Source organism: Prolixibacter sp. SD074 (genome assembly GCF_009617895.1).
In the GTDB taxonomy this organism is placed as follows: domain Bacteria; phylum Bacteroidota; class Bacteroidia; order Bacteroidales; family Prolixibacteraceae; genus Prolixibacter.
Genome location: NZ_BLAW01000001.1, coordinates 1,130,763 through 1,151,238 on the forward strand (window position 1 = coordinate 1,130,763; position 20,476 = coordinate 1,151,238).

Genomic DNA, 20,476 nt, shown 5'->3' on the forward strand with positions numbered 1-20,476 from the left:
AAAACGATAATTATGCCTTCGAAACCCCGCCTGAAATTCCTCGATCGGTACCTGACGCTGTGGATTTTCCTGGCCATGGCAGTTGGTGTCCTTTCCGGATACTTTTTCCCGGGCATCGCCACCTTTTGGGATTCCCTGAAATCGTCGCCCGGCAGCACCACCAATTTACCCATTGCCATTGGCCTCATCCTGATGATGTACCCGCCCCTGGCAAAGGTGAAATACGAAGAGCTGGGCGATGTATTCCGAAACTACAAAGTGCTGGGCCTGTCGCTGGTGCAAAACTGGATCATCGGTCCGGTGGTGATGTTCCTGCTTGCCATCCTGTTTTTCAAACTCTTTCCGGGCGAGAACAACGCCAACCTGCCTTACATGTACGGTATTATCATGATTGGCCTGGCGCGGTGTATCGCCATGGTGATTGTGTGGAACGAACTGGCTAAAGGCGATACCGAATATGCAGCCGGACTGGTGGCGTTCAACTCCATCTTCCAGGTACTGTTCTTCTCGGTGTATGCCTGGTTTTTTATCGCCATCCTGCCGGGATGGTTTGGCATTCCCACGAGCCACGCGGTTGACAACATCACCATCGGAAAGATTGCCGAAAGTGTGTTCATCTACCTGGGCATCCCGTTTGTTGCCGGATTCCTATCGCGTGTCCTGCTCATCCGGGCCAAAGGAAAGGATTGGTATCAACGGAAGTTTATTCCCAAAATCAGTCCGATAACCCTCATCGCCTTGCTGTTTACCATCATCGTGATGTTTTCGCTGAAGGGGGAATACATCATCCGGATACCGATGGATGTGGTGCTGATAGCCATCCCGTTGCTCATCTACTTCATCGTGATGTTCTTCCTCTCCTTTTTCATGAGCAAGAAGATTGGCGCCAACTACGCGCAGGCCACTACCCTTTCGTTTACGGCAGCCAGCAACAACTTCGAGCTGGCTATCGCGGTAGCCATTGCCATTTTCGGCATGAACTCCGGCGAAGCTTTTGCGGCGGTGATTGGTCCGCTGGTAGAAGTGCCGGTGATGATAGCACTAGTAAATGTCGCCTTCCGGCTGAAGAAGGCGTATTTCGCAAATTAGTGAGTGATTATTAGCAAAGGACTGTGGGGCAATATTGGGAATACGAATTACGCGAATTTCACTTCGAGGCTATTAGATAAAAGGATTGGCACGGATTTGAGCCACGGATCGACGCTGATGGAGAACAGTCATGGGAGAATTGCGAAATCTTCTGCGCCCCTTGCGGAAATTTTTGCGTGTTTTGCGTGGAGCCTTTTTTTCTTTAACCACAAAGGACACTATGATTTAACACCACAAACACAAAGATGGTACGTCCATCAAAGCCGAACAATAGTAACGATAGGAACAAAAGCAACAATGATAACCGCGAAGCGCAACCTGAAACCTGAAACTATTTCAATCATGGTTTGCGCGTGCGGCGCAAGAACAGTAGTTCTTTGTTGATGGGCAGAATGTGCGCCTCCGGGCACGCTCTTCTTTATCCCGGGGTGGCGTCATCCCGACATACGTCGAGGATTCCTTACCCCGGGCTATTGCCTTCCAGCCCTTCAGGCTGACAAGGCTGACAACAACAGAAACATTTCTAACAATAGAAACTTCTTCGCCCAAACCTGAAACCTGTAACCGCGCAGCATAACCTGAAACCATCGTTCCTCTCATGTCTCGGGATTTTGTATCTTTGTTCTCCTTAAAAAGGAGAACAGAAAAATGATCGATCAATCAACCATATGCGCCATTTCCACCCCACCGGGCGTGGGTGGCATAGCTGTCATCCGGTTGTCGGGAAGTGAGGCAATCACCATTACCGAACGTGCTTTTTCTTCCCCTAACGGGAAAAAGAAACTGGCTGAGCAGTCTGCCAATACGCTTCATTTCGGGGCCATTCGCAGCGGAGAAAAGATGATTGACGAGGTAGTCGTGAGTTTATTCCGTGCGCCTCATTCCTTTACAGGAGAAGATGTGGTCGAGATCTCGTGCCACGGTTCACAATACATCCAGCAAGCCATTCTCGAATTGTTGCTTTCGAAAGGAGCCCGTATGGCTGGTCCGGGGGAATTTACCCAACGGGCTTTCCTGAACGGAAAGATGGACCTCTCACAGGCCGAAGCCGTGGCCGACCTGATTGCTTCCACTTCGGCTGCTTCACACAAATTGGCGCTGAACCAGATGCGCGGTGGTTTTTCGCAGGAGTTGACTAAGCTACGCGGTGAACTTCTTAGCTTTGTGTCACTCATTGAGCTAGAGCTCGATTTCAGCGAAGAGGATGTGGAATTTGCCGACCGTACGCAGTTGCTCCACCTGGCCACCCGCATTGAGGCGATGATTGGCAAGCTGGCCGACTCGTTCAAGCTGGGAAATGTCATCAAAAACGGCATTCCGGTAACCATTGCCGGCGAAACCAATGTGGGGAAATCCACTTTACTGAATGCGTTGCTGAATGACGAACGTGCCATTGTGTCGGAGATTGCCGGCACCACCCGCGACACTATCGAGGATGTCATTAACATCCGGGGGGTCAGCTTCCGGTTCATTGATACGGCCGGCATCCGTACCACTGCCGACAAAATCGAGAGCATGGGCATCGAGCGGACGTATCAGAAAATCAAACAGGCCAGCATCGTCCTGTTGCTGCTCGACCTGACCCGCGAGCCGGAGAAATACCTGAAGAACCTGGAAGATATCCGGGAGCACATCGACAAGCAAAACCTGATTATCGTAGGCAACAAAGCCGATCAGGTGGACGAATCCGTTGTCCGGAAGATGCTGATGGATATTTCCCTGGCCGATAACGAAGATATGGTCTTCATTTCCGCCAAGATGGGGCACAACATCGACAGTCTGAAGAGCCTGTTGCTGGAAACAGTCAACCTGGCGAAGCTTAACAACGAAGAAGATGTGATTGTGACCAATGCCCGTCACTTCGAAGCGCTCACACAAGCACGCGAGGCGATTAATCGTGCGATTGACGGATTGCACAATAGCATCACCGGCGATTTCCTATCACAGGATATCCGCGAATGTATGCACCACCTCGGCCTCATCACGGGTGAGATTAGCACGGACGAGGTGTTAGCGAACATTTTCAAGAATTTCTGTATCGGAAAGTAACCACCACAAAACAACAGACTAAGAAAAAATCATAAAAACAAATATAGCCCTTTAAATGATGGCTTTTTTATTACCATCATCTTACTATTTGGTTTGTTTTGTTAGTTGTTTATTTCGCTCAAATTTGTACCTTTATTGTACCGTTTGGGTTGAGGTACAAAATCAACCCTTTTTTCGGAATTTATTTGCAACATATTGCAACGTTTTGCAACAACAGGAAACAATCAGCTACAAATGAGCTCAAATATTCAGGTACAGCGAATCTGCCAGCATTGCGGGAAGGAGTTTACAGCCAAAACAACTGTTACTAAATATTGCAGTGATTTGTGTGCAAAACGAGCATACAAAGCGAGAATAAAGGCTGCAAAGGTTGAGGCAACCAATAAGGAAACCCGCCAGATAAAAGCCCGCCCAATGGAAGAACTGAAAGCAAAGGAGTATCTAACCATAACAGAAACTTGTCAGCTACTTTCAGTAAGCCGCTGGACAATTTGGAGAGCCATTAAAAACAATGATTTGAAAGCCGGTAACATTGGGAGGCGCAAACTGATAAAACGATCCGACATTGACAAACTGATTAACCAAAGCCCAAAGCCTCAACAGGAAAACAAAATTCCTCAACCGGCCCGAAGCTGGAATATAGAGGACTGTTACAATATGAAACAAATACAGGAAAAGTACAGCATCTCTGAAAAGGGCTTATACAGCATGATTAAAAGGAACAATATCCCAAAGATAAAAAGGGGAAAATATACCTACGTACAGAAATCAATTATTGATAATCTGCTATCGGAACAAAAAAGTTTTTTTTGAGAGCTTCACATTTTTCACGTTTTTCACAGAGCTTTAGGACATGACAATCAAAGTAAAATTAAGACAAAGGAAAATCAGCAACGGACGCAAAAGCCTGTACCTGGATTTTTACCCGGCCATCCCCCACCCGAAAACCGGAAAAGACACACGGCGGGAATTTTTGAAAATGTACCTAATCGAAAAACCACGGACACCGATTGAAAAAAGCCACAACTCCGACACGTTACGAATTGCCGAAAGCATACGGCAAAAACGGGAGAACCTTTTAAACAAACCGGAAATCTATTCCCAGTACGAAAAGGAACAACTACGCATTAAGGAACTGGGGGAACAATGTTTTGTTGCCTATTTCCGCAAACTGGCCGACAAACGACAAAATTCAAATCATGATAATTGGGTTTCGGCCCTAAACTATCTGGAAGCCTACACCGGGGGAACAAAGAAATTTTCCGACCTCAACGAACGTTTTTTCAACGATTTTAAAGAATACCTACTGGACGCCAAAAGCAAGCGAAGCAAAAAAGTACGCATCTCAAAGAATACCGCTGTTTCCTATTTCAATAAGATAAAAGCAGCCCTAAAACAGGCTTTTCACGATGGCATTTTACAAACCGACCTCAACAGCAAGATACAACCAATAAAAGCAGCTGAAACCAGACGGGAATTTTTGACGCTGGAAGAACTTAACCGACTGGTAAAAACTCCTTGCAATGATGATTTACTAAAAAGGGCCGCCCTGTTCTCTGCCCTTACCGGGTTGAGGTTCTCCGATATTCAAAAGATGATTTGGGGCGAACTGGAATACATCGAGGGACAGGGCTATTTCCTGAATTTCGACCAAAAGAAAACCAAAGGAGTTGAGGTGTTACCCATATCGGAACAGGCTTACAATCTTACCGAGGGAACTACAAACCCAAAGGATATGCCACAGGATGAAAAAGTATTTGACGGGTTGAAATATTCAGCCTACCAAAACAAACACCTGTTTCAATGGATTGGAGCCGCCGGCATTACAAAGGATATAACGTTCCATTGTTTCCGGCACACCTACGCCACTTTGCAACTTAGCAATGGAACTGATATCTATACGGTTTCCAAGATGTTGGGCCATAAAGACCTGAAAACGACACAGATTTACGCTAAAATAGTGGATCAAGCCAAACGGGATGCAGCGAATAAAATAAAACTGGATTTGTAAAACACTTAAAACAGAAGGACATGGATTATTTGAAAATCTTATTGGATGGAATTTGCAGCCCAAACGAAAGGGAACACTTAGAAAAATATTTTATCCGGGAACAAAAGAAAGCTGAAGAGGAATATTTTGAGGCTGAGGAATTTTTCAGCGGGCTAAATAAGGCTGTTGAACACCTTGAATATTTTGTAAATAAGAGAGTAAATGAACAGAAAGGAGAGTTTTACTTAATGAAAATGGCAAAAAGTAAAGAACATAGAGAGTATGCAGAAGACGAGTTAAAGCTATTTAACCCGGACAATTACCCGTTTAATCTTGCCCATTTAGATCGGGAACATAGTAGAATAGGCATAACAATAGGCTTTTCTTACATAGCAGTAATAAAGGAAGCGATCAATAAGGCGAAGGGAGCTTTACCGCCTCAACAGCCCAAAGAAGAAACAAGACAAGAAACTCCGAAAACATTCGAGGAACTTTTCACCCACCAAGAAGAGAAGTTGATAAATGATTGTATCGATGTGTTAAAACGGGTTGAGCCTCCGATACTCACCGAGAATAATAAATACAACCTTGGCAGTAAAAGCAAAGGGGCTATAGTTGCATGGGTAAAGGCTTTAAAAGCAAAAGGATTTTTGAGAAGTAATATATCTGATCCGATCATAGCAAAACATCTCAATACAAGATTTGGAGGGTTAGAACTTGGAGAAGACGGGAGAACGTTAAGGAACCTTGAAACAACATCATATAACAAATACTACACAAACCTATTGAATTTATTGCCAGATTTACCATTATCTACCGAAGGAAAAAACAGGTAAATAACTCTTTGTCTATTTACCATATCGCTAATAAAGAAAGATATGGAAAAGACAATTTTAATTTCGTTACCAGTACATGAATTACAGGCGTTAATCGTTGATAGCGTTAATTCTTGTTTGAAGCACCATCCCCCGAAAATCGAACCCAGCGAAGCCCCTGACCAAATATTAACGGTTGACGAAGTTTCAGAGCTTCTACATCTTACGAAAGCGACGATCTACAGTAAGCATTCAAAAGGTGAATTGCCCGGAGTCTGCAAAAAAGGAAAACGTCTTTATTTTCAACGTGACATCATTCTCAGTTGGATTAAAGAAGGCCTTCAAAAGTCAAATTCCGAAGTTGAGGCGGAAGCGGATAACTACCTGAAAAACGGGAGGGCTTGAATCATGTGCATAAAGGAAAAAGCCGCACCCGGACGAGGTAGCGGCAACACAAAAGGACACTACAAAAATAAGGAAAAAATTGTAGTAACCCGTTCTTTCATCGGTGATTATGCCGCCACACTTGAAATATTCTATTTCGATGCCGGGAAGCAATACAAAACAACGGCATTCACTAAAAATCTGGATGCACTGGATAACGAAACCCAATTTAAAGATTTGATTGGCGGTATTATTGCAGCCTGCAAGGAAAGGAGGGCCAGCAAATGACACAGAGCTTAGCCACGCCGCCCCCTGTTGTTACTATTTCCGAAAGAGTTTCCCATAAAATTCTGTTAAGTGAGTTATTGAATCAGGTTAAGCCGATTAATTTCAAAAAACTGGCTTTCCCCGAAATCGAACAGCTACAAGCGCAGCTCAAAAAACTTGATCCCCAAAGTGAGAGGGCGAACGAAATCAGAAAGCAGCTCACAAAATTGAAAGTAACAACGAAACACTATTTGATTTTGTCAGTCGAGAGCATTCTAACGCTTGCACATAGTAACAGTTGGGGACTTTGCCGGAATCATGACTTCATTTATCTTTTCAATGGGACACACTGGAAGGAGATAGAGAAAGAGACATTTCAAAAGTTTTTGGGCGAAGCAGCGGAAAAGCAGGGGGTAAAAAAATTCGATGCCCGTTTCTTTTCATTCCGGGAATCACTCTTTAAACAATTCCTTGCAACCGCATACCTACCCACACCGGAACCCGACCCCGGCAAAGTGATAATCAACCTTAAAAACGGGACTTTTGAAATCACTGCACACGGGACAAAATTAAGGCCGTTTGAATCATCGGATTTTCTGACCTATCAATTACCGTTTGAATACGATCCGGAAGCAAAGGCGCCACTATTTGAAACATACCTAAACCGGGTATTGCCAGACATTGAACGCCAACGGGTTTTGGCCGAATACCTGGGATTTGTATTTATCAAACACGGGAGCCAGACACTCAAAGAGGAAAAGGCCTTAATTCTGTACGGTTCAGGAGCAAACGGAAAGTCCGTATTTTTTGAGGTTGTCAATGCACTACTGGGAGCCGAGAACGTTTCGAGTTATTCCCTACAATCACTCACGAACGACAACGGATATTTCCGGGCAAAGCTGGCTAACAAGCTGGTAAATTATGCCTCTGAAATCAACGGAAAATTGGAGGCCTCAACCTTTAAGCAAATGGTTTCCGGGGAACCCGTTGAGGCACGTTTACCCTACGGACAGCCCTTTATGTTGAAACAGTATGCAAAGCTGATTTTTAATTCAAATGAACTACCAAAGGACGTTGAACACACGAACGCTTATTTCAGGCGGTTTCTGATCATCCCCTTTGATGTCACAATCCCGGAAGATGAACAGGATAAACAGCTACATACAAAGATTATCGAAAATGAGTTATCCGGCGTTTTTAATTGGGTATTGGATGGCCTTAACAGGTTGTTACAGCAAAAGCGGTTTTCTGAATGTGAGGCGGCCCGGTTGGCAGTCGAACAGTACAAAGCCGAAAGCAACAGCGTAAAGATGTTTTTGGATGAATCGGGCTACCAACCCAGCCCGGCAGATTACAAACTAATAAAGGAACTCTACCCCGAATACAGGCAATTTTGCATTGAAGATGGAATGAAACCATTTTCAAAGCGGAATTTCAATAAACAGTTACAGGGATTGGGTATTGTAGCCGGACGCCAACCGGGAACCGGGCAGAATGTTGCCTATCTATCGAATATGAATGAACCTTTTTAATCTAACAATCATGAATTATAATTTGAATGAAGAACAAATATTGTCAATGCAGGAAATAAAAGCCTTGCAGAAAGCAGCCAGAGCCTTGGCAGAGGCCTCAACTGTTACTAAAATACCGATTGATTACCTAAAAGATTTTATCGGAATGATGGCTTTAAATCATGCCAACAAAGTCCGGGAAATACCGGAGCCAAAACAGAAACAGAAATAGGCCGGGATTATATTCCCGATGCTGTGAAAAACGTGAAAAATGTGAACGCCCGAAAAAAAACTTTTTTGTCGCAAAACAGAAAACACACATTGTAAACAACAAATAAAATACAACATCATGCCATTTAAAAAAGGACAATCCGGGAACCCGGACGGAAGGCCAGCCGGAGCAAAGAACAAAGCAACAGCGGAAATCCGGGGGAAAATAGCCGACATACTGGCCGAACACTTTACCCCCGAAAAGGTTGCTGAAAATCTGGAAGCAATGGAACCAAAAGACCGGTTACTATTTCTATCGAAATTACTGGACTTTTCAATTCCCAAGCTAAAGCAGACCGATTTAAAGGCGGAGTTAGATAATGATACAATCATCGTTTTACCTCCAAATTTCGACCGGGAAGCCCGGATAAATGAACTAAAAGAAAAACTATTGAATAGTGATGAATAAAATTTATTTGAAATATTATGTATTAGTTATAGGTTTTTTATAATTTCAAGAAACCTAAAAAATCAACAATGAAAAAAATTAACCTAATCCTTTCATTTCTATTCCTATGTAGCTACACATCCTTTAGTCAGGTTTCACTCGAACCAATTACTATTGGGTTACATATGAGCAGCTTTAATACAGAAACCCAAAAATCTTCTAATACAGGCATTGGCTTATCTGTTTCTTTCAATAAATTCTATATGGATTTTGCATCAAACCTGTCGTCAGGAAAAGGAGAAGAACTTCAATTTTCATCAAACTACACCTATTCCGCTAACAAGTATAATGTTGGGGTATTCAATGTAGGTTATAAAATTCCGATAAAGCAATTCTCATTTATTCCATATTTAGGATATGCCTATTCAAATGAGATTTTTCAGGACCCTGTTGGATGGGACACTTACTTTATGGGAGAAACCAATTCAAAAATTAATTTAGGACTTATTGGAAGTTTAAAATTAGCCTACAATTTGAGATTAGAAGCCGGTATCGGCACATTTGAATCATTCAAATTTGGATTGACTTACTGTTCATTTTAAAAACTGAATCAAAATCAAACGAAATGGAATTTATAATCGGAGTTGTATTAATTGTAGGAATCATCCTATTAATAAGACTTTTCGGAGCTTGGATGCTTAGAATAAATGATGTGATCAACCTACAAAAAGAAATGCTAACTGAATTGAAGAAAATCAACAAAAGCCCGAAAGAACCTAAACCGTAACGCTATGAAAAAAACTCTATTTATTTCTATCCTACTGCTTATTTTTTCCTATTCATTTGGACAAAAGCCAAATATGAATACTAACAACAATTCTTCATCTGAAAACTTCACCACTAAAATTGATGAATTTACAGAAAGCAAGAATGTAACTCAAAACGTTCCATTACCACTATTTCAAAAGGATTTTTCCTATGTTATTAGTTACCTCAATAAGATTGATGATAAGGTTTATTGTTACTTTGCTTTCAGTGAGAACTCGACAGATATTTTATGCTTGAATAGTGAAAGTAAAGCAATGATCAAACTGGACAATGGAGACGTTTTAACGCTTAACTATCTTGGTGATATTGAATGTGATAAAGCTGTAAAATTTTTAACAATCCTTACAGATGATTGTGTCAACCAATTATCTAAACATGAAATAAACAAAATTAGGTTTTATACAACAAAAGGATATTTAGACTTTGAATTGTACGACCTCGTACCCAAAAATTATATCAACAAGAGAACTTGCAAACCCTTTATTGGTAAAAATCCCAAATTGGTATTCATGGAGCTCACAGAGGAAATTAGCAAGCTATAAGGTGAAACTCTGACAAAATTGAGCTGCATTACTTTTATGAAATCTCGCATTGGAAAGTCGTGACATGTTGGTTCGGAAAGTAAAAAAGATATTCCCCGGTATTTAGTCTAATTTTGTGTTTTTTGGTACGCTTTTGGCCCTTATTTGTACCGTCAATTTACAACACCTTGATTTACTGACCATATTACTTTCTGTATCGGGAAGTAATAACCTTTCTCTTATTATTCTTTTATCTTCTTTTACTGACATTTACAAGGTTGTTCTGTCCTTTTCTTGTTGCCTTTTTGCCCTTATTTGCGTAAATTATGTTGTACAATTGTTGCCCGTATACCAAAAACTGTTGCCCAGCAACAGTTTTGGTGAAATGATGGCAGTAATTGACAGTCATTGGCACTCCTCCCTTAATTTATATTGGAAGCGAGATAATCTGTTTCCCATTTTATAACAATATTATTTCCGTTCCACACAGAAGAAAAAAAAACTTCCCACCTGTCAGGTTTGATAATTCCATTCGACTTATTGCACAAAAGGATAAGTAGATTGCCTTTTTACAGGCATTTATATAGTGAAATAAATATTGTTAATTGAATTAGGCATTTAAATAATACTTTGTTTATAAGGGAAGGGCTCTGCATTAACCATTCTGGTTAAAAGGCTATCGAAGATTCTTTCCTTCATATTACTTCGGTTAAACCGGTAGCAGTATTCATCAATATAGGCTTGCAAATTTTCGACTTGGTGGTGCATGCCCCGGAGCCAGCCTTTGAAGCCCATAATACACCTGTGCAAGTCAGGGAAGTTGCCGCCCTTTTTCCCTGAATCAACCTGCACAAGATTACTGAAGTCTTTTACCAAAGGGGAATATCCTCGCCATTTATCTGTCTTTATTTGTGCACTTGTCTCAATGGTCATTTTCATAAACCCACCAAGTTCCTTCGAACTGCTCTGCTTGATGACCTTTCCGTACATACGGCTAACTCCTTTGCCGTTTCTCTCAATGGCAAATACAACCAACTTCTTTTTGCCGTTTTTTCTCCCCACAACCCCTTCTTCCTGGCCGCCGACAACTGTTTCATCAACTTCGGCCTTGCCATCGATTTTATGGTTGCCACTGCTTTCCATGGCTTTCATTACCTTGCCTTTGAACTTCCAGCAGGTCTTTTGTCTTAACCCAAGCTTTCTGCTTAGTTCCGTACTGCTGATCCCTTTTTTACTCGTACTTACATAATAAACAATGTAAAAGGCCTTTAATACCGAGAACTTTAACTGGTGAAACAATGTCCCGCTCGTTGGGGAGGAGATTCGGTGGCAACTGGTACACTGTCTGTCGAATAGGCGCTTTCCGTTACAATAATTGGTGTGTCCACAATTGGGGCAAACAAAGCCAGTCCCCCATTTTAGTTCAGTCAAATATTGATAACAAGAATCTTCGTCAGGGAAACGTTCCTGAAACTCAAAAATAGTAAGGCTTCTGAATTTGTTCTCCATTTTTATAATATTTCCCCCTAAAGTAGACATTTCTATTGTATTTACAAAGAGCCTAATTCAAATTGTTAAATTAAAAATGTAAAATTATGAAACGGAACAATTTAAAAATTTCAACATTGCTGCTTGTAGTGATAATGTTTACTGGTTTTCTGGGACTTTCGGCCAACTTGCAGGCTCAATCTATTAAACCAGTGACAGTGCAATCTTCAAAGGATTTTGAAGGGACCAAAAGTGCCATTAAAAAGGCTGTTTCCGGAGGCGGCATGCAGGTTATGTCTGAAATGGACCAGGGAAATATGCTGTCGATGACTGGACTGAGTGTCAAGGTACATACTTTTTTTATTGGTAATCCCAACGTTGGGAAAGAAGCGTTTTCTGCCGACCCGTCCGTGGGGCTGGTAATACCCGTAAGAGTTAATGTTTATGAGGGAAATGGGAAAACTTATGTCAGCTATTTCAAGCCCTCCGAAGAATTTGCTTCCTTCGACAATCAAAAAGTGAAAATGATTGGAGATAAGCTTGACGGCAAGTTACAAATGATGATGAAAATGATCTCTAAGTAGGGTGTTTAAAGAGTCGGATAATCAATGTATTATCCGACTTTTTCCAGTGTGCTGATTTGGATATAAAATTTTAAATTCTACTGTTATGAGACAAGAAAAGAAAAAGTTATTATTGGTTATTATAAGTCTGATTATTGCAGGAATATCTCCAAATCTTTTCCCGGTTTCACAGGCAGGTATTGCGAAGCTGTCATCTTTGGCAGTTGAGTTTTTAATTCCGTCTGTTGTAATCACCTTAATTTTGATTATGGCGGCACATGCTTTGAAATATGATGATGTGCGGAAACAAATTACTAATGGTATTATTGCCGGTTTGGTTGGCACCATTGGTTTGGAAATCGTGAGAGAAATTGGATTCAGAATTGGCGGGATGCCAGGTGATATGCCTAAATTATTAGGGGTTTTACTTTTAGACCGGTTCGCCCAGGGGCCAAGCTTTTGGTCGAATGTGGCAGGGTGGGCTTACCACTTTTGGAACGGCGCTGCATTTGGCATCATCTTCAGCCTTTTTTTTGGCAGGGGTAAGACCTGGATGGGTATTATTTATGGAATTATCATCGGTATTGGCTTTATGGTCAGTCCGGCCACAAGGGCATTGGGTATCGGCGCCTTTGGATTGCAATTTAAGGACGGTTGGCAATTCCTGACAACGGTTACCCTTGCACATATTGCTTTGGGAAGTGTCCTGGGGTGGATTATTTATAAAAAAAATGCTGGTATTCCGAATATTTTTGTGCGGCTAAAAAAAGGACTTTCAAATGCAAATAAAGTTGACACGACTTAATGAAATTTATCTGTCCATTTTCCTTTTGTTCTGAATTTTGGCTGCTCATCTCAAGAGCGGCTATTTTTTTGCAACCGGTTGTCAGGTTTGGATTATTCTTCGTCTAATCCATTGAAATCATATATTGTGCTGAAGCTTTTGGTGTAAAATCAAAGGTAGAAAAAGCAGGAGTTCCTTTACTTTCAGAATTTAAAAAACACGCTAGTTTACGCAGTCTTTTTGCTGATGGGTATAGTGTTATAAACTTTTAATAAAAAAAATTGTCAGGAAAGTAAAAAATCTTCGACAAAAGATAGGTAAATCACAATTTTTAAGTTAAATAAAAAAATTTAAGAAATCATGAAAAACGTAAAAACAATCCTTTCGAGCGTGGCTTTTATCATGCTGGTTTCCGTTTCTGCCTTTGCAGCTAATGGTTCTAAAGTAATTGCAGTGGTAAACAAAGCCGATTGGTGTCCGGTGTGCCAAAAGAATGGTATGCGTGCTATGGAAACCTTCAAGGCCAATAACAAGGACATGGCCATTCAGTTTGTGGGCAATGACCTGACAAATGATAAAACAAAAGCGGAATCGAGAAAAGCGTTAAAAAAAGTTGGGCTGGAAAAGGCAATGGCCAAATACAATGGAACAGGTATGGTGTATTTCTTCGATGCTGATTCTAAAGAATTAATCACTCAGATAAGTGTAGCCAAAAGCAACAATGAGCTGGCCCAGGCAATGAAAACCGCTGAAAAGGCTGCAAATTAAAAATTTAAGAAAGTTAAATGAAAGGCGGAATAAACAGTTCCGCCTTTTTAATAAAAAAAGTTATGGCTAAAGAATTAACAAAAGACAACTTTGATGAAGTTGTGCTTAGATCGGAACAACCCGTTTTGGTAGATTTTTGGGCACAATGGTGTGGCCCATGCAAAGCTATTGGGCCAATAATTGAAGAACTTAACAATGAGTTTAACGGTAAGGTTCTGGTTGGCAAAGTTGATGTAGACGCCAATCAGGAACTTGCTGTGAAATTCGGGATAATGAATATTCCCACCGTCCTGTTTTTCAAAAACGGTCAGGTTGAGGACAAATTAAAAGGTGTAGCTCCTAAAAGAGAGTTTGTAAAAAAACTTGAAAGCCTTTTATCGTAAACCTTAAACAAATAGCCAAAATGAAAACATTAACAACTCTTTTGTTTTTACTTGTGTCATTATCGGGATTTTCACAAATATACAACCCGGTAAAATGGGAATTAAAAGCAGAACGTTTCGCCCCTGATTCAGCCCTTATCACGGTTAATGCTGATATTGACAAAGGATGGCACATTTACAGTCAGGTACAAAACAAAAGTGAAGGCCCGGTACCCACTACATTTGAATTTGAACACAATTCGGCCTACAAACTTGTAGGACAAACTGAAGAACCGACGCCCATTACAAAAAAAGAACCTGCTTTTAATAATGCTGAAGTTTCTTTTTTTGAAGGAAAAACAACGTTTAACCAAAAAATTGCACTGCAAACCAGCGACAGTTTGCAAATTACAATGAAAACCACTTTTATGGCCTGCAGCGACGAAATGTGCCTTCCCCCCGATACACGCGAATTTACTGTTACAGTTGATAAAGGCCCGGAATTTGTTGCCGCCGCGCCGGTTGCCGGTTCTTTTGAACCCGAAGGAGGCGACCTGGGTATCTGGGCAATCTTTTTTGCCGGGTTTGCCGGGGGGTTGCTGGCTTTGCTGACACCCTGTGTTTTTCCAATGCTCCCTTTAACCGTAAGTTTTTTTACCAAACAAAGTAAAACCCGGGCAAAGGGAATCCGCAACGCATTGATTTATGCCGTGTCAATTATTGTAATTTATGTAACACTTGGTTTGACGATTTCACTTTCATTAGGGCCAGATGCATTAAATTCATTGGCTAGCAACGGAATTATGAACCTGGCATTTTTTATCATTTTCGTAGTTTTTGCCTTGTCGTTTTTCGGGGCTTTCGAAATTACACTTCCGTCCAAATGGCTGAACGCATCAGATAAAGCTGCCGATAAAGGCGGGTTAATCGGCATCTTTTTTATGGCTTTTACCTTATCGTTGGTGTCGTTTTCCTGCACCGGGCCAATAATTGGGAGCTTGCTGGTACAAGCCGCTGTGAATGGTAACGTAATTGGTCCTGCCATTGGAATGCTTGGTTTTGCCATAGCACTAGCCCTCCCTTTTGCCTTGTTTGCGGCATTCCCCGGATGGTTAAATTCACTGCCAAAATCGGGAGGCTGGCTCAACTCTGTAAAAGTAATACTTGGGTTTATTGAACTTGCGTTTGCCTTGAAATTTTTATCGGCTGTTGACCTGGCTTACCACTGGGGAATACTTACGCGCGAAGTGTTTATAGCGCTTTGGATAGTGATTTTTAGTCTGCTCGGATTTTACCTGCTTGGAAAAATCCGCCTGCCGCACGACAGCGAACAAAAGAAAACCTCCATTCAAGGCCTGGTTGGCAGTATACTTGTTTTTGGCCTGGTAGTTTATATGGTTCCGGGCATGTGGGGTGCACCGCTAAAGTTGATAAGTGGTTTTCCTCCACCATCGTTTTACAATGAAGGGTGGAGCCTGCAAAATGCACCAACGGCCGGTACAAATAATTCAGACCAAACAACTGATGTGGCTAAAATTGCCGATAATGAATTCCATTGTCCTTTTGGGCTCAATTGTTTTCACGATTACGAGAAAGGAATGGCTTATGCCCAAAAGGTTAACAAACCGGTTATACTCGATTTTACCGGATGGAGCTGTGTAAATTGCCGCAAGATGGAAGATAATGTCTGGAGTGATAAAAACGTACTATCGCTGCTAAGAAACGATTACGTGTTGATTTCTCTTTATGTGGATGACAAAACAACTCTGCCTGAGAAAGAGCAATATGTTTCTGAAATAACCAATCGCAAGGTAAAAACCATTGGCAATAAATGGAGTGATTTTCAAACGACACATTTTCGGGCTAACGCACAACCGTTTTATGTGCTCCTCGACCTTAACGGAAAGATGCTGGCAAAACCAAAAGGATATAATACAAGCATTGAAGGATACATTGATTTTCTGAATAAAGGGTTGAAAAATTTTGAAAAGGGAAGTTAATTTTTTTTGAAAATTAGACCGTTTAATCTCAGGTTCATAAAAATACACGACAGTTATATTAAGTATCAAAAAATAATTTATACTGCAAAAATTAACAAATGGAAGCCTGTTACAGTAAGAGCTTTGTTTTGGAACATAAACATGAGACTTCTTGACGTAGACAGAGGTTCTTTTGCGCACTCCCGTTGGAAAACGATTAATTTTAGTATATTATGAAAGCAATATGGAACGGCAAAATGATAGCCGAAAGCAACGACATTGTAAACGTTGAGGGAAATGCTTATTTCCCGATTGAATCAGTAAAAAAAGAGTTTTTAAAAAATAGCGAAACCCACACTGTTTGCCACTGGAAAGGAACGGCATCATATTACACCCTTGAGGTGGATGGAAAACAAAATATTGATGCTGCCTGGTATTACCCCGAACCTTCAGAATTGGCGAAAAGCATTAAAAACCGGGTGGCTTTTTGGAAAGGAGTTCAGGTAATTAAAGACTAAAATAAGATTTCTATGATTAATGAAATAACTACAAAAGAGATAATTGCGTTTTTGTCTGAATCAAAAAGCTTTGGAGGGGCTGGGGAGGCCTCACAAAACGTAAAAATCATCGATGTGCGGCCAGTAGAGGCTTACAACGGTTGGCAGTTGAAAAACGAAAAGCGTAGCGGCCACATTGCCGGGGCAAAAAGCCTTCCGGCTAAATGGCTGAATTATATAGATTGGATTGAAATAGTTCGGCACAAAGAAATACTTCCGGAACACGAAATCATTGTTTACGGGTATTCGCCCGAAGAAACGCAAAAAGTGGCCGAACGGTTTGAAAAATCGGGCTATTCAAAAGTTTTAGCCTATAATCAATTTGTAAATGGATGGACTGCTAACCCCGATCTACCCATGCAAAAACTAGAACGTTACAAAAACCTGGTTTCAGCAGAATGGGTTAACGAGTTGAATTCGGGCAGAAAACCTGCTGAATATGATAATGATAATTTTGTGCTAGTCCACTCACATTACCGCAATCGCGAAGCTTATTTGAGCGGGCACATTCCGGGTGCAATTGATATGGATACGCTGGCTTTGGAAGCGCCCGAAACCTGGAACCGCCGTTCACCGGAAGAATTGAAAAAAACACTGGAAGAACATGGAATTACAGCCGCCACCACCGTGGTTTTATACGGCAAATACATGGACCCCGACAACAACGACGAATTTCCGGGCAGCGCTGCCGGCGACATTGGCGCCATCCGTAATGCATTTATCATGTTGTATGCCGGGGTGAGAGATGTCAGGATATTAAACGGCGGTTTTCAGTCATGGCAGGATGCCGGTTTTGAAACTTCGTTTACCGATGAACCCAAAAAACAGGTGGCCGATTTTGGCGTTTCCATTCCGCGGAAACCCGAACTGGCTGTCGATACGCCCGAAGCAAAAGAGATGCTGGCCTCACCCACAGCCGAACTGGTTTGCATGCGCAGTTGGCCTGAATACATTGGTGAAGTGAGTGGCTATAACTATATCAGGGCAAAGGGCCGGATACCGGGAGCCATATTTGCCGATTGCGGCTCCGATGCTTATCACATGGAAAATTACCGTAACGTGGACCACACTACCCGGGAGTTTCATGAAATTGCTGAAATATGGGAAAAGAATGGCATTACACCCGATAAACATTTGGCCTTTTACTGTGGTACGGGTTGGCGCGGAAGTGAAGCCTGGTTTAACGCCTGGCTGATGGGCTGGCCGCTTGTTTCTGTTTACGACGGCGGTTGGTTTGAATGGAGCAACGACCCGGATAATCCTTATGAAACCGGAATTCCTGAAGAAAACTTCACGCCAGGCCGCTAAGACACCAAGAGAAGTTAAATTATGGAAAAAAAAATACTTCTTTCACAATTAGCCACTGATACATTAAAAGGGCTCTCCTCAAATCCAAAATACCTGTTGTCGAAATATTTTTATGATGACGAGGGAAGCCGGATTTTTCAGGACATCATGAACATGCCCGAGTATTACCTCACAGATTGCGAACATGAAATATTTTCTACTCAAAAAGAGAAAATTACACAAGCTATTTGCGCCGGTAACAAGCTGTTTAACCTGGTAGAACTGGGCTCAGGCGATGGATTAAAAACCAAAATCCTGCTAAAGCACCTGGTTGAAAAGGGCATCAATTTTCAATACACACCCGTTGATATCAGCGCCAAAGCCAACTACGAACTGGTGGAGAGCCTGAAAAAAGAGTTGCCAACCTTACAAGTTGAAGCCAAAACCGGTGATTATTTCAGAAAATTAAAAACCCTGAACGGGCATGCTTCCATTCAAAAAATCATCCTTTTTCTGGGCGCGAATATCGGGAATTTTTCTGAAAATGAAACAACTGAATTTTTGAGCCGGCTATCAACGTATTCAAATTCTGGCGATAAAGTTTTGATTGGATTCGACCTGAAAAAATCACCTGCCATAATTATGGAGGCTTACAACGACCCGCACGGACACACACGCCGTTTTAACCTGAACCACCTCGTGCGTATCAATCGTGAACTGGATGCTGATTTCGACATCCGGCAGTTCGAACAGCAAACTACTTACAATCCGCAAACAGGTGAAGTAAAAAGTTTCCTGATTTCAAATACCGAACAAACCGTTCAGATTGGCGCACTCGAAAAAGTATTCCATTTTGAAAAATGGGAAGCTGTCTTTATGGAACGTTCACGGAAGTACGACATTAAAACTATTGAAGAACTAGCGTTAAATCACCATTTTAAAGTGGTTCAAAATTTCACCGACCAACGGAATTACTTTGTGGATTCCCTGTGGGAGAAAATATAGAAAAAATAATATGACTTTGCTGAACGATTTTTTCACAACCATCGCCGAACGTCGCGATTACCTTTACGAACTTCTCGTTCAGCACATTTTGCTTAGCCTTGGCGCCATTTTTATCATCACCGTAATTGGCATTTCAACCGGGATTGCCATTCTGCAATCTAAAAAATGGAGGCAAATTATTTTAGGAACGGTCAATTTCCTTTACACCATCCCGTCAATCGCCATGTTTGGATTGTTTATCCCCTTAATTGGAATCGGGTATGGCAATGCGCTGGTGGTGCTTGTAATTTATGGTTTGCTGCCTGTTATCAGAAATACATACACAGGGTTGAACGAAGTTGACCCACTCCTGCTCGATGCCGCAAAAGGAATGGGTGCCACTCCCTGGCAGGTTTTTTCGATTGTACGCTGGCCACTGGCATTACCAACTATTTTAAGCGGTTTTCGCACCATGGTTGTAATGACCATTGCACTGGCCGGGTTAGCCTCTTTTATCGGGGCCGGTGGTTTGGGACAGGCCATTTACCGCGGAATCAACACCAACAACTCTTCGCTTATTTTGGTCGGTTCAATTGCAGTGGCTTTGCTGGCGCTGGTAGCCGATTTGGGAATCGGGGCTATCGAAAAGTCGCTGAAAACAAAAGTGAAAAAAACGGATAAAAAAGGTCGTTTCCTGAAATATTTCGGATTGGGAATTCTTGTGTTGTTGTTCATTTCCATGCTCACGTCAAAACCAGGCAATTCCTTCGAAAAAAAAATTGTTGTTGCCACAAAACCCACTGCCGAGCAATATATTTTAGGAGAAATCATTTCACAACTAGTTGAAAACAATACCGATATTCAGGTCATTAAGAAATTTGGCATTGGAGGTGGAACTTCTAACATCCACCCTGCAATGTTAAAAGGCGAAATTGATATTTATCCTGAATACACCGGAACTGCCTGGCTGTTTGTTTTGAAAGAACCACAAATGAATAATCCGGATAGTTTGTATTTGGCGTTAAAAAAAACGTATGCCGAACAATTCAATCTGGAATGGGCTTGCAGGCTTGGATTTAACAACACGTTTACCCTTGCACTTCCCGAAACGGTGGCGAAAAATCAAAATATCACTACTTTTTCGGAATTGGCAGTTAAAAGCAACCAATTTGTGTTTGGTGCTGAATTCGATTTTTTTGAGCGCGAAGATGGTTTTGCCGGACTAAGTAAAGTCTATCCTTTCAATTTTAAAAACAAGGTGGAACTTGATATCAACCTGAAATTTCAGGCGCTCGAAAACCACACAGTCGATGTTATCAATGCGTTTTCAACCGATTCGCGAATCAGGCAAATGAATCTCAGGGTATTGAAAGATGACAAACACTTTTTCCCTGCTTATCAGGCGGGTATTGTTATCAGAAATGAAACCTTACAAAAATATCCTGAATTAAAAGGATTGATTAAACGCCTGGAAAATACCATCAGCGATTCGGCAATGCTTCAACTTAATTATAAGGTTGAAATTGAAAAAAAATCACCCAATGAAGTCGCAGCTAATTTTTTGAAACAACATAAATTATTGAAATAAAACC

The 20,476-nt window shown here is 41.5% G+C and carries 23 protein-coding genes; 22 read left to right on the top strand and 1 reads right to left on the bottom strand.

The genetic code is table 11. From position 1 onward, the window contains the following. The first annotated feature begins 12 nt into the window (after positions 1-12). The 13 genes from arsB (at position 13) to GJU82_RS05045 (ending at position 10,133) form a co-directional block, all read left to right on the top strand. Positions 13-1,089: an ACR3 family arsenite efflux transporter gene (gene arsB / locus GJU82_RS04985; RefSeq protein ID WP_153631141.1), complete on the top strand. Its 1,077-nt coding sequence runs from the start codon at positions 13-15 to the stop codon at positions 1,087-1,089. 648 nt (positions 1,090-1,737) lie between these two features. Then, positions 1,738-3,138, top strand: a complete 1,401-nt coding sequence (gene mnmE, locus GJU82_RS04990; RefSeq protein WP_153631142.1) for a tRNA uridine-5-carboxymethylaminomethyl(34) synthesis GTPase MnmE — start codon at positions 1,738-1,740, stop codon at positions 3,136-3,138. 234 nt (positions 3,139-3,372) lie between these two features. Further along, the gene (locus GJU82_RS04995; RefSeq protein WP_153631143.1) at positions 3,373-3,951 is read left to right on the top strand and encodes a helix-turn-helix domain-containing protein; all 579 of its coding nucleotides are present in this window, start codon (positions 3,373-3,375) and stop codon (positions 3,949-3,951) included. Positions 3,952-3,991: 40 nt separating this feature from the next. Then, positions 3,992-5,149, top strand: a complete 1,158-nt coding sequence (locus GJU82_RS05000; RefSeq protein WP_153631144.1) for a site-specific integrase — start codon at positions 3,992-3,994, stop codon at positions 5,147-5,149. A 20-nt stretch (positions 5,150-5,169) separates the two neighbouring features. After that, the gene (locus tag GJU82_RS05005) at positions 5,170-5,964 is read left to right on the top strand and encodes a hypothetical protein (RefSeq protein WP_153631145.1); all 795 of its coding nucleotides are present in this window, start codon (positions 5,170-5,172) and stop codon (positions 5,962-5,964) included. 42 nt (positions 5,965-6,006) lie between these two features. Continuing rightward, positions 6,007-6,348 carry an AlpA family transcriptional regulator gene (locus GJU82_RS05010; RefSeq protein ID WP_153631146.1) on the top strand — a complete coding sequence of 114 codons (342 nt, stop codon included), beginning with the start codon at positions 6,007-6,009 and terminating at the stop codon, positions 6,346-6,348. A gap of 3 nt (positions 6,349-6,351) precedes the next feature. After that, on the top strand, positions 6,352-6,615 hold the full coding sequence (locus GJU82_RS05015; protein WP_153631147.1) for a hypothetical protein: 264 nt from the start codon (positions 6,352-6,354) through the stop codon (positions 6,613-6,615). Further along, positions 6,612-8,126: a phage/plasmid primase, P4 family gene (locus GJU82_RS05020; protein WP_153631148.1), complete on the top strand. Its 1,515-nt coding sequence runs from the start codon at positions 6,612-6,614 to the stop codon at positions 8,124-8,126. Before GJU82_RS05015 ends, GJU82_RS05020 begins: the two co-directional genes overlap by 4 nt. Positions 8,127-8,136: 10 nt before the next feature. Beyond that, positions 8,137-8,337, top strand: coding sequence for a hypothetical protein (locus GJU82_RS05025; RefSeq protein ID WP_153631149.1), 201 nt, complete (start codon positions 8,137-8,139; stop codon positions 8,335-8,337). Positions 8,338-8,454: 117 nt separating this feature from the next. Beyond that, complete coding sequence (locus GJU82_RS05030) at positions 8,455-8,784, top strand: DUF5681 domain-containing protein (protein ID WP_153631150.1); 330 nt, start codon at positions 8,455-8,457, stop codon at positions 8,782-8,784. Positions 8,785-8,852: 68 nt separating this feature from the next. Then, positions 8,853-9,365, top strand: a complete 513-nt coding sequence (locus GJU82_RS05035; protein ID WP_153631151.1) for a hypothetical protein — start codon at positions 8,853-8,855, stop codon at positions 9,363-9,365. Between the two features lie 23 nt (positions 9,366-9,388). Continuing rightward, a complete protein-coding gene (locus GJU82_RS05040) occupies positions 9,389-9,550 on the top strand; it encodes a hypothetical protein (protein WP_153631152.1) in 162 nt (53 codons plus the stop codon). Between the two features lie 4 nt (positions 9,551-9,554). Beyond that, positions 9,555-10,133 carry a hypothetical protein gene (locus tag GJU82_RS05045; protein ID WP_153631153.1) on the top strand — a complete coding sequence of 193 codons (579 nt, stop codon included), beginning with the start codon at positions 9,555-9,557 and terminating at the stop codon, positions 10,131-10,133. Positions 10,134-10,730: 597 nt separating this feature from the next. Here the strand turns inward: GJU82_RS05045 and GJU82_RS05050 are convergent. Next, complete coding sequence (locus tag GJU82_RS05050) at positions 10,731-11,651, bottom strand: IS1595 family transposase (protein WP_153630358.1); 921 nt, start codon at positions 11,649-11,651, stop codon at positions 10,731-10,733. A gap of 56 nt (positions 11,652-11,707) precedes the next feature. On the opposite strand from GJU82_RS05050, the gene GJU82_RS05055 reads away from it, so the two are divergent. The 9 genes from GJU82_RS05055 (at position 11,708) to GJU82_RS05095 (ending at position 20,472) form a co-directional block, all read left to right on the top strand. Continuing rightward, positions 11,708-12,184, top strand: coding sequence for a DUF302 domain-containing protein (locus tag GJU82_RS05055; protein WP_153631154.1), 477 nt, complete (start codon positions 11,708-11,710; stop codon positions 12,182-12,184). 85 nt (positions 12,185-12,269) lie between these two features. Then, positions 12,270-12,968 carry a hypothetical protein gene (locus GJU82_RS05060; RefSeq protein ID WP_153631155.1) on the top strand — a complete coding sequence of 233 codons (699 nt, stop codon included), beginning with the start codon at positions 12,270-12,272 and terminating at the stop codon, positions 12,966-12,968. Positions 12,969-13,307: 339 nt separating this feature from the next. After that, on the top strand, positions 13,308-13,715 hold the full coding sequence (locus GJU82_RS05065) for a hypothetical protein (RefSeq protein ID WP_153631156.1): 408 nt from the start codon (positions 13,308-13,310) through the stop codon (positions 13,713-13,715). A gap of 17 nt (positions 13,716-13,732) precedes the next feature. Then, complete coding sequence (gene trxA / locus GJU82_RS05070; RefSeq protein ID WP_228488572.1) at positions 13,733-14,098, top strand: thioredoxin; 366 nt, start codon at positions 13,733-13,735, stop codon at positions 14,096-14,098. A 20-nt stretch (positions 14,099-14,118) separates the two neighbouring features. Next, on the top strand, positions 14,119-16,077 hold the full coding sequence (locus GJU82_RS05075; RefSeq protein WP_153631157.1) for a thioredoxin family protein: 1,959 nt from the start codon (positions 14,119-14,121) through the stop codon (positions 16,075-16,077). A 212-nt stretch (positions 16,078-16,289) separates the two neighbouring features. After that, the gene (locus GJU82_RS05080; RefSeq protein ID WP_153631158.1) at positions 16,290-16,574 is read left to right on the top strand and encodes a DUF427 domain-containing protein; all 285 of its coding nucleotides are present in this window, start codon (positions 16,290-16,292) and stop codon (positions 16,572-16,574) included. 12 nt (positions 16,575-16,586) lie between these two features. Beyond that, the gene (locus GJU82_RS05085; RefSeq protein ID WP_153631159.1) at positions 16,587-17,921 is read left to right on the top strand and encodes a rhodanese-like domain-containing protein; all 1,335 of its coding nucleotides are present in this window, start codon (positions 16,587-16,589) and stop codon (positions 17,919-17,921) included. 21 nt (positions 17,922-17,942) lie between these two features. Beyond that, positions 17,943-18,905 carry an L-histidine N(alpha)-methyltransferase gene (locus tag GJU82_RS05090; protein ID WP_153631160.1) on the top strand — a complete coding sequence of 321 codons (963 nt, stop codon included), beginning with the start codon at positions 17,943-17,945 and terminating at the stop codon, positions 18,903-18,905. A 10-nt stretch (positions 18,906-18,915) separates the two neighbouring features. Next, positions 18,916-20,472: an ABC transporter permease/substrate-binding protein gene (locus tag GJU82_RS05095; protein WP_153631161.1), complete on the top strand. Its 1,557-nt coding sequence runs from the start codon at positions 18,916-18,918 to the stop codon at positions 20,470-20,472. Positions 20,473-20,476: the final 4 nt, after the last annotated feature.

Excerpts from the sequence above, each read along its gene's own strand:
- arsB (WP_153631141.1), top strand. The coding sequence starts at position 13 with ATGCCTTCGAAACCCCGCCTGAAATTCCTCGATCGGTACCTGACGCTG.
- mnmE (WP_153631142.1), top strand. The coding sequence starts at position 1,738 with ATGATCGATCAATCAACCATATGCGCCATTTCCACCCCACCGGGCGTG.
- GJU82_RS04995 (WP_153631143.1), top strand. The coding sequence starts at position 3,373 with ATGAGCTCAAATATTCAGGTACAGCGAATCTGCCAGCATTGCGGGAAG.
- GJU82_RS05000 (WP_153631144.1), top strand. The coding sequence starts at position 3,992 with ATGACAATCAAAGTAAAATTAAGACAAAGGAAAATCAGCAACGGACGC.
- GJU82_RS05005 (WP_153631145.1), top strand. The coding sequence starts at position 5,170 with ATGGATTATTTGAAAATCTTATTGGATGGAATTTGCAGCCCAAACGAA.
- GJU82_RS05010 (WP_153631146.1), top strand. The coding sequence starts at position 6,007 with ATGGAAAAGACAATTTTAATTTCGTTACCAGTACATGAATTACAGGCG.
- GJU82_RS05015 (WP_153631147.1), top strand. The coding sequence starts at position 6,352 with ATGTGCATAAAGGAAAAAGCCGCACCCGGACGAGGTAGCGGCAACACA.
- GJU82_RS05020 (WP_153631148.1), top strand. The coding sequence starts at position 6,612 with ATGACACAGAGCTTAGCCACGCCGCCCCCTGTTGTTACTATTTCCGAA.
- GJU82_RS05025 (WP_153631149.1), top strand. The coding sequence starts at position 8,137 with ATGAATTATAATTTGAATGAAGAACAAATATTGTCAATGCAGGAAATA.
- GJU82_RS05030 (WP_153631150.1), top strand. The coding sequence starts at position 8,455 with ATGCCATTTAAAAAAGGACAATCCGGGAACCCGGACGGAAGGCCAGCC.
- GJU82_RS05035 (WP_153631151.1), top strand. The coding sequence starts at position 8,853 with ATGAAAAAAATTAACCTAATCCTTTCATTTCTATTCCTATGTAGCTAC.
- GJU82_RS05040 (WP_153631152.1), top strand. The coding sequence starts at position 9,389 with ATGGAATTTATAATCGGAGTTGTATTAATTGTAGGAATCATCCTATTA.
- GJU82_RS05045 (WP_153631153.1), top strand. The coding sequence starts at position 9,555 with ATGAAAAAAACTCTATTTATTTCTATCCTACTGCTTATTTTTTCCTAT.
- GJU82_RS05050 (WP_153630358.1), bottom strand. The coding sequence starts at position 11,651 with ATGTCTACTTTAGGGGGAAATATTATAAAAATGGAGAACAAATTCAGA.
- GJU82_RS05055 (WP_153631154.1), top strand. The coding sequence starts at position 11,708 with ATGAAACGGAACAATTTAAAAATTTCAACATTGCTGCTTGTAGTGATA.
- GJU82_RS05060 (WP_153631155.1), top strand. The coding sequence starts at position 12,270 with ATGAGACAAGAAAAGAAAAAGTTATTATTGGTTATTATAAGTCTGATT.
- GJU82_RS05065 (WP_153631156.1), top strand. The coding sequence starts at position 13,308 with ATGAAAAACGTAAAAACAATCCTTTCGAGCGTGGCTTTTATCATGCTG.
- trxA (WP_228488572.1), top strand. The coding sequence starts at position 13,733 with ATGAAAGGCGGAATAAACAGTTCCGCCTTTTTAATAAAAAAAGTTATG.
- GJU82_RS05075 (WP_153631157.1), top strand. The coding sequence starts at position 14,119 with ATGAAAACATTAACAACTCTTTTGTTTTTACTTGTGTCATTATCGGGA.
- GJU82_RS05080 (WP_153631158.1), top strand. The coding sequence starts at position 16,290 with ATGAAAGCAATATGGAACGGCAAAATGATAGCCGAAAGCAACGACATT.
- GJU82_RS05085 (WP_153631159.1), top strand. The coding sequence starts at position 16,587 with ATGATTAATGAAATAACTACAAAAGAGATAATTGCGTTTTTGTCTGAA.
- GJU82_RS05090 (WP_153631160.1), top strand. The coding sequence starts at position 17,943 with ATGGAAAAAAAAATACTTCTTTCACAATTAGCCACTGATACATTAAAA.
- GJU82_RS05095 (WP_153631161.1), top strand. The coding sequence starts at position 18,916 with ATGACTTTGCTGAACGATTTTTTCACAACCATCGCCGAACGTCGCGAT.